At 48.8% G+C, this 8,307-nt stretch carries 4 protein-coding genes and 5 pseudogenes; 5 read left to right on the forward strand and 4 right to left on the reverse strand.

Annotation, left to right across the window (positions count from 1 at the left end; translation table 11 throughout):
* The first annotated feature begins 94 nt into the window (after positions 1-94).
* Genes BGK49_RS05490 through BGK49_RS05505 form a run of 4 tightly spaced genes read left to right on the forward strand, consistent with a single transcriptional unit; the run spans position 95 to position 3,844 of the window.
* On the forward strand, positions 95-661 hold the full coding sequence (locus tag BGK49_RS05490) for a response regulator (RefSeq protein ID WP_242412555.1): 567 nt from the start codon (positions 95-97) through the stop codon (positions 659-661).
* A 3-nt stretch (positions 662-664) separates the two neighbouring features.
* Positions 665-1,648 carry a glycosyltransferase family protein gene (locus tag BGK49_RS05495; RefSeq protein WP_039064410.1) on the forward strand — a complete coding sequence of 328 codons (984 nt, stop codon included), beginning with the start codon at positions 665-667 and terminating at the stop codon, positions 1,646-1,648.
* Positions 1,641-2,129, forward strand: coding sequence for a putative pterin-binding protein (locus BGK49_RS05500; protein WP_000238872.1), 489 nt, complete (start codon positions 1,641-1,643; stop codon positions 2,127-2,129). Before BGK49_RS05495 ends, BGK49_RS05500 begins: the two co-directional genes overlap by 8 nt.
* On the forward strand, positions 2,126-3,844 hold the full coding sequence (locus BGK49_RS05505; protein ID WP_000739198.1) for an ATP-binding response regulator: 1,719 nt from the start codon (positions 2,126-2,128) through the stop codon (positions 3,842-3,844). Before BGK49_RS05500 ends, BGK49_RS05505 begins: the two co-directional genes overlap by 4 nt.
* Positions 3,845-4,702: 858 nt before the next feature.
* Here the strand turns inward: BGK49_RS05505 and BGK49_RS25505 are convergent.
* Positions 4,703-5,060: pseudogene (locus tag BGK49_RS25505) on the reverse strand (IS1 family transposase); the annotation flags it as partial.
* A gap of 191 nt (positions 5,061-5,251) precedes the next feature.
* Here BGK49_RS25505 and BGK49_RS05510 point away from each other — a divergent pair.
* A pseudogene (locus tag BGK49_RS05510) lies at positions 5,252-6,228 on the forward strand (tyrosine-type recombinase/integrase).
* A gap of 47 nt (positions 6,229-6,275) precedes the next feature.
* On the opposite strand, the pseudogene BGK49_RS31600 reads toward BGK49_RS05510, so the two are convergent.
* From BGK49_RS31600 to BGK49_RS05525, 3 pseudogenes are all read right to left on the reverse strand, one after another.
* Positions 6,276-6,443, reverse strand: a pseudogene (locus BGK49_RS31600) (mannose-6-phosphate isomerase, class I); the annotation flags it as partial.
* 129 nt (positions 6,444-6,572) lie between these two features.
* Positions 6,573-8,123 (reverse strand): annotated as a pseudogene (locus BGK49_RS05520) (Tn3-like element TnAs1 family transposase); the annotation flags it as partial.
* 54 nt (positions 8,124-8,177) lie between these two features.
* A pseudogene (locus tag BGK49_RS05525) lies at positions 8,178-8,307 on the reverse strand (IS6 family transposase); the annotation flags it as partial.

Here is an 8,307-nt window from a genome sequence, read left to right on the forward strand (position 1 = left end):
GTCACGCTGAAAATGCCGGCCTTTGAATGGGTTCATGTGCAGCTCCATCAGCAAAAGGGGATGATAAGTTTATCACCACCGACTATTTGCAACAGTGCCGCAACAGTGCCCTTGTAAGGTATGCCTCTATCCTGAAGGTTCGGAAGTAAACACAGAATACTCAGCACTGAAAGTAGCTGACCAATGGAACATTTTTCCGACAAATGATTTAAAAGATGAACTGCTTTATGAATCAAAACGAAGCATAGAAAGTATTGTCATAAATCCAAAGGTAATTAGCAGCACTAAGTATCGAATTGCACTACTTGATGACGATGCTAATATCACCGAAAGCTTAAAAGAAATCCTTTCGAACGATTATTATCAAGTAGATACTTATGATAACTTGAAAAAACTTACTCAAGCTGTCGCAACAAATCCGTATGACGCATATGTTTTGGACTGGATCATCGGTGATGAAACAAGCTTTAAGTTGGTTAAAGCTATAAGGTCGTCAAAAAATAAAAATGCAATGATAATCGTTCTTACAGGTCAACTATCTGGTATAAAAGATGATGAAATTGTAAAGTCAATTCATGATTATGACATTGTGGGACCATACGAAAAGCCGATTAAATCAGGCATCATCAAATCTAACATTGAAAAATATTTCGCCAGATAGATTATGAGAAATTTACTTGAATATTCCGGTAGCTTGATAAGTAACGATAGTTTGATCGTAGCACCTTACGATTGTCAGAAGCTAAGCTATGAAAATATTTTACCATTAAACAATAGTCTTATAAAAAACTGGAATATACAAAAATTCTCAAGTGATTACTCTGAAATAGAACACCTAAATGTGATCAATGGCATGGGAGTGACATTAGGTGATTCTATCGTCGGGATTTCTGTGCTGTCAGCAATCAAAAAAAAGAATCCCAAGATTAAAATTAAGCTTATTCGACCGGAGACTGCACCGTCATATGTTGAGGAACTGTATGAATTAGCATCCTCGGTTATAGATGAGCTTCATTACATGCCTTTTCATATTCAGAAATTGCCTTGTACTGCATTGAATATTGATGTGGGAAATCAGCTATATTCTCCAGATTTCCATATTATGGAAATGCATGATTATTTTATCCAAGGTCTTGGCGTGAAACTTGATGATGTTAACCATAATGAGCTATCTAATAAATGGTTAGGCAATATTGATCTCGGAGCGCCAGTTTTTGAAAACTACACACTTTTTGCACCTATTGCTAGCACAAAAATAAGAAGTATACCGTCGAAGTTCTATTATGACATAGTTGATATGCTTTCTAGGCGCGAAGGAAAAACGGTACTAGGTTTCGTGGATGTGAATCATAAAAATTATATTAACATATCAAAGTATTCACCCCATACGAAAGATTTCATAGCGCTAATTAAGTATGCTAGCAACGTTTATACTTGTGACTCCTCTGCATTGCATATAGCCGCTGGATTTGGTGTACCTACTGAATGCGTGTTTAATACAATACCGCCAGAATTAAGAACAAAGTATTACAGTAAGTGTAAGTCGATTTATGTTGGGAATAAAAGATTAGAAAAAATTCAGAGTAGTGAAGATTTCCAACTGGTTAAAATGGTGGAAAATAATTACAGGGAGTATCTTTATGGTTAAAATAATATCATTCTTATCCCTAATGCTTTTGTCAATTAGTGCATATAGCAATATTGGGGATATAGTTATAGATGGTTCAATCGCTAATGCTAACAGTGATAAAGGTTATGTGATTACTGAAAAGCAGTTTGATTCGTTCCCACGGGATACCATCGTAACGACAACACCTTGGACGCCAACCGGTAAAAAAGTAAAATTCAAGGGCGTCGACCTAAGTTATGTTTTAAAACTCGCTGGCGCTAATGGAGCAAAGCTAAAATTCCATGCTCTGAATGATTATGAAATCATTGTAGACATGAATGACGTTGAAAAATATAACATTTTATTGGCTACAGAAATGGATGGAAAAAGGCTTCAAATAAGGGATTTTGGACCTTATTTTTTGGTATATCCTTTAGATGAACATTATATTGAGCTTAACACGCCACACTATCTTGCACGGTTCATTTGGCAGATAGACAAAATTACGGTGCTCAAATGAAAAAAAATTTCTTTATCATTTTGGTTGCTCTGCTTTTGTTGATAGCATTCACTGTGTCTAGTGTTGTTAAGTACACCAGTCTTTTATCGGAGAAAAATTTATACACCGTCGCTGGCACCCAAGAAAACTACGGTTTCTCAGTGGCAAAATTCATTATACAGTTGAATGAGCTTTACACGCTAATCAATAGCGATAATACTATTGACGATGTTAGGCTTAAATTCGATATCCTTTATTCTCGTTTGAATGTTATTTATGTAAAGAGTGAGGCGACTGCACCTCTATATAAACAGCAAGGCTATGAAGAAACAATTGATTCGATAAACAAAAAGCTTGAAGACATAGACGGGCTGCTTTCGCATAATCACCCTGATTATAAAAAAATAAGTACAATCATAGCTGATATAAAACCGCTAACTAAAACCGTTACAAATCTTGCTGATATGGCTGAAATAGCACAAAGGAATGACGCTCTTAAAGATTTCAGGAGCAAACGTCAGCAGTTATGGACTCTGCTTTTTATTACAGGTGGGTTGATTTCCTTACTTCTTTTTGTCCTATTTATTTACATAAGTAAAATTAACCGATTGTTACTATCAGAACGGGCTGCTTTTGCCAGTAAAAATGCATTTTTAGGTATGGTAGGCCATGAACTCAGAACATCTTTACAGGCAATAGTGTCTATCATTGATGTCGTAACCAATAATCTGAGTGGAGGGATTAAATCTGGTCAGATAGAACGACTTGAAACTGCTGTTTCGAAAATGGAGCGCCAGTTAAATGATTTGGCTGAATTTGCAAAAATTGACAACGGATCTGTAGAGATAAAAAACACCTATAATAGCTTGCAAGCAATTGTTACTAACGCTGTGCAGGATTGCATTGCTATTTATGAAAAAAAGGATGTCACAGTTAAAATAAAAAACAATAATGATGCAGTGATTTTTACAGATGCTCTACGCCTTAATCAAGTAATTGAAAACTTAACCAGTAACGCTATTAAGTACACTGAGCGCGGGGAAGTTAATGTAGATTACTTTATAGAAAAAGGTAAGGTATTAAATATTGTCATTTCTGATACCGGAAAGGGAATCCCTAAAGACAAACTAAAGTTCATATTTAAACCATTTACACGAGTTGTAGATTCGAAATCCACTGTACCTGGATTTGGGATGGGACTTGCTATTGTTGCAGGGATAATCAGACTATTAAAAGGTACTATTCATATATCTAGTGAAGTAAATGTAGGTACAACTGTTACAGTGAGAATACCTATCAAGTTGGGAGATAGCAGCCTTGCAACAGCTGAGGTATCTGCTTCAGCTCCCGGAGATGTCTTCGGCGTTCTTAGCTTGCTTGTTATTGATGATAATGAAATGGCCTGTTCGTCTCTTTCCAGTCTGCTTACTAATGCTGGATACATTGTCGAGGCTACAACCTCGCCTGAACGAGCCCTGGAAAAGCTTCTGCGTAAACCTTATGACGTTGTCCTGAGTGATTTACAAATGCCAGGCATGACAGGTGATGAGCTGTATGCAACTGTTAGTAGCAGTCAGAATCCTAATCGATCCACGCCTTTCATATTCATCAGCGCATACAGTGATGCACACTCTATCGGACAGGCTCCTTTGTTAACTAAACCTGTCAGGTTAAAAGATATAAACCTTAAAATACATGAGGTTATGTCAAATCAAGGACGAGTCAAAAGTGAGTAGGCATTGTCGTAATATTTGCGATTATAGCTTTGGTGTTCTCGATCGTTGCGAATTTTGAAAATTTGTGGAGTCAAATGGCGCCGAAAGCCCGGCGTAGCCGGTTACCTGGCTATAAACTCTGCCACCCTACCCCCTGCCCTGATTAGCCTTAACCCGCTTACAGCAATGAAGAAGTAAAAGTAATCCCTTTTAACCCCGGTGAGCGGGCTTTACGGCGTTTACGACGTAAAGGGCGTGATTTCCGGGGCCTTAGCGGCGGCAGCTTGCTGCTGACGCTTAGGGGGATGTTCTTCAGTTATTTCAGCGACACCAGGGAACTTAACACGGTAGTTGCAAAGCTATACCCGCTAAAAATGTCTCAGATGCCTCTGTACGCGGTCGGAGTGGTCCCGGCAAGGCGTCAGCCGCAGCCGGGGCGTATCTCCGCGTTAGCGGGCCGAAGGGCCGCTTACGAGCGTGTACCCGACAACTGACCGCAGCTCCACCCACAGCGATGAAGAAGAGTAGTTACAACACCCATCATTAAAAGCGACACTACTCCCGGCCTTCGGCCGGGGGCGGCGGCGCTTTTCAGTGGTGGGGAGGGGCACCCGGCCGGCAAACCGGCGCCGGTTTTATGATGAGCTTTCTTTTGAATGCTGTAACTAATTTGGTTCTCCGGTCGGGGCCCTTCGCGAAGCGATGGGAGCTCTTTCTGATGTTGCCGAACCGGCGCGACCGTCAGGTCGCTGCAAGAGCGGGCATTCTCCGGAGCCTGTCCACAGGGTAGGCGATGAAGAGGTTATGTGTTTACAGGATTTATTAAAGGATCTTTAAAAGAGATACAGAACTGGTGTTTAAAAGGAACTACGCGCCCTGAAAGACCGACGGCAGGCTCAGAAGATGCTCCAGCGTGGCCATAGTACGTTCACCGAAGACGTGTGCAACAACCGTCCTCCGTATCCTGTCATACGCGTAAAACAACCAGCGCTGGCGTGATTTAGCGCCGACGTAACCCCACTGTTCGTCCATTTCCGCGCAAACAATGACGTCACTGCCCGGTTGTATGCGTGAGTTTACCGACTGCGGCCTGAGAGGCGGTGTAAGTGAACTGTAGCTGCCATGTTTTACGGCAGTGAGAGCAGAGATAGCGCTGATGTCCGGCAGTACTTTTACCGTTACGCACCACGCCTTCAGTAGCTGAGCAGGAGGGACAACTGATGGAGATGGAAGCCACGGGAGCACCTCAAAACCACCATCATACACTAAATCAGTAAGTTGGCAGCATCACCGTAATCGTACAGCTAAGAACAAGTGCTTCAAGTCTACTTATTAAAATGTACCTTTGAAAAAGTAGACTTTCTGCGGTACGCTCTGACAGTAAGTTTGCCCCCGATTTTTTACGCAGCGCGCCGGACGGAGCCCGACATGATCCTGATTCCCGATGACGAACCGGAGCTGAGTCTGCCCGCAGCCAGTGAGGAATTCCTGCCGGCGCTGTCAGGTGAGAATGCCCCGGTCAGCCCGGCCCGGGCCTACCTGCTTTCACTCAATTCCCACCGCAGCCGGCAGACCATGGCCTCGTTCCTGAACATCGTCGCCGTTATGCTCGGAGCTGCCTCCCTGGAGTCCTGCAGCTGGGGCAGCCTGCGGCGCCATCACGTGATGGCCGTGACCGAACTGCTGCGCGACACCGGCCGGGCCACCGCCACCGTCAACACCTATCTTTCGGCACTCAAGGGCGTGGCGAAGGAAGCCTGGATGCTCCGGCTCATGGATGTGGAGAGCTTCCAGCATATCCGGGCGGTCCGTAACCTGCGCGGCAGTCGGCTGCCCAGCGGTCGGGCGCTGCCCCAGGGGGAGATCCGCGCCCTGTTTGCCGTCTGTGAAGCCGATCGCAGCTGCCTCGGGGCGCGGGATGCAGCGATGCTGGCGGTCATTCTCGGCTGCGGCCTGCGACGATCCGAAGTAGTGAGCCTGGATTTGCGTGACGTTGTCACTCAGGACCGTGCGCTTAGAGTGCTGGGTAAGGGAAACAAGGAGCGACTGGCATATGTCCCGGCCGTGCCTGGCAGCGGCTGCAGATCTGGATCGATGAGATCCGGGGCGAGACCCCGGGCCCGCTGTTCACACGCATCCGTCGTTTCGGGGATGTGACTCTAAACCGGCTAACCGACCAGGCGGTGTACCATATCCTGCAGGTGCGCCAGGGTCAGGCCGGCATCACGAAATGTTCTCCACACGATCTGAGGCGAACCTTCGCCACCGCGATGCTGGATAACGGGGAGGATTTAATTACCGTGAAGGATGCGATGGGCCACGCGAGCGTCACCACCACCCAGCAGTATGACCGTCGCGGGGAGCAACGCCTGCAGGACGCGCGGGATAGACTCAACCTTATTTAGGGCTAAGTAAACACAAACAAGGGGGCTGTACCCCCTCTAATTTTACATTAACACGATACTCGACAGACTTTCCCAGTCGTAGTCAGCAACCATCGCCCGATGGAGGCTGGGATAAATGCTGACAGCCCGACGTGAAGCAAAAGGCTCTCGCCGCTGGCATGGCTTAATGTCGCGGTCCCCTCAATCACTAACACAATTTCAGCGCTGATGTCATTACCGTTTGATTGTTCACCGCAGTGAAAATACTGAAATGGAAATCCTCAACAGGAATAGGATAGCGCGCTTCTGCGGCGTGCTGTTCCGGTAACATAGGGGAGCCCGCAGAATTCGGAAAAAATCGTACGCTAAGGTTTTCCGGGCATCCGTAAGGGCCGAAACTTCCCGTCTTCCAGTCTGCGGCTCTGCCGCCAGACGTAATCGCCGGTTAGGTTGATGTGCTCCCAGCCCAGCGGCGACAGGAATTGCAGCAGCTCGCCGTCCACCGGCTTGCCGGCCTCGACCAACCCCTGGGTGGCGCGTTCCAGGTACACCGTGTTCCACAGCACGATAGCCGCCGTCACCAGGTTGAGGCCGCTGGCCCGGTAGCGCTGCTGCTCGAAGCTCCGATCCCTGATTTCCCCAAGGCGGTTGAAGAACACCGCCCTGGCCAGCGAGTTGCGCGCCTCACCTTTGTTCAGGCCGGCATGCACGCGGCGGCGCAGTTCAACACTTTGCAGCCAGTCCAGGATGAACAGCGTGCGCTCGATCCGGCCCAGCTCGCGCAGGGCCACGGCCAGTCCGTTCTGGCGCGGGTAGCTGCCGAGCTTGCGCAGCATCAGCGAGGCGGTGACGGTGCCCTGCTTGATCGAGCTGGCCAGGCGCAGGATGTCGTCCCAGTGGGCACGCACGTGCTTGATGTTCAGGGTGCCGCCGATCAGCGGGCGCAACGTCGGGTAGGCTTGCACGCCCTGCGGCACGTACAGCTTGGTTTCGCCGAGGTCGCGGATGCGCGGCGCGAAGCGGAAGCCTAGCAGGTGCATCAGGGCAAAGACGTGATCGGTGAAGCCGGCCGTGTCGGTGTAGTGCTCCTCGATCCGCAGGTCGGACTCGTGGTACAGCAGGCCGTCGAGCACATAGGTGGAATCGCGGACGCCGACATTCACCACGCGGGTGCTGAACGGCGCGTACTGGTCGGAGATATGGGTATAGAACAGCCGTCCCGGCTCGCTACCGTACTTCGGGTTGACGTGCCCGGTGCTCTCGCCCCGGCCACCCGCGCGGAAGCGCTGGCCATCGGAGGATGAGGTCGTGCCGTCGCCCCAGTGGGCGGCAAAGGCGTGGCGATACTGGTGGTTGACCAGCTCGGCCAAGGCCGCCGAATAGGTTTCGTCGCGGATGTGCCAGGCTTGCAGCCAGGACAGCTTGGCGTAGGTCAGGCCGGGGCTCGACTCGGCCATCTTGGTCAGCCCGAGGTTGATCGCATCACCGAGGATTGCGGACAGCAGCAACGTCCTGTCTTTGGCCTCGGCCCCGTCCTTCAAGTGGGTGAAGTGGCGGCTGAAGCCCGTCCAGTCGTCCACGTCCATCAGCAGTTCGGTGATCTTGATGCGCGGCAGTAACTGGCTGGTTTGGTCGATCAGCGCCTGCGCCCGATCCGGCACCGCCGCATCCAGCGGGGTGATTTTCAGCCCTGACTCGGTGAGGATGGCATCGGGCAGCTCGTTGTCCTTGGCCAGGCGGGTGACGGTGGCCAACTGCTCGTCCAGCAGCTGCAAACGCTCTTCCAGGTACTGGTCGCTGTTCGGGTTGATCGCCAGGGGCAGGGCCTGCTCGCGCTTGAGTGCGGCGAACTTCTCGGCCGGCAGCAGGTAGTCGTCGAAGTCGCGGAACTGCCGCGAGCCCTTGACCCAGATGTCGCGGCACTGTTGCAAAGTTAGCGATGAGGCAGCCTTTTGTCTTATTCAAAGGCCTTACATTTCAAAAACTCTGCTTACCAGGCGTATTTCGCCCAGGGGATCACCATAATAAAATGCTGAGGCCTGGCCTTTGCGTAGTGCACGCATCACCTCAATACCTTTGATGGTGGCGTAAGCCGTCTTC

Origin of the sequence: Shigella sp. FC1544 (assembly GCF_001722145.1) — a bacterium.
GTDB classification, from domain to species: Bacteria; Pseudomonadota; Gammaproteobacteria; order Enterobacterales; family Enterobacteriaceae; genus Escherichia; species Escherichia coli.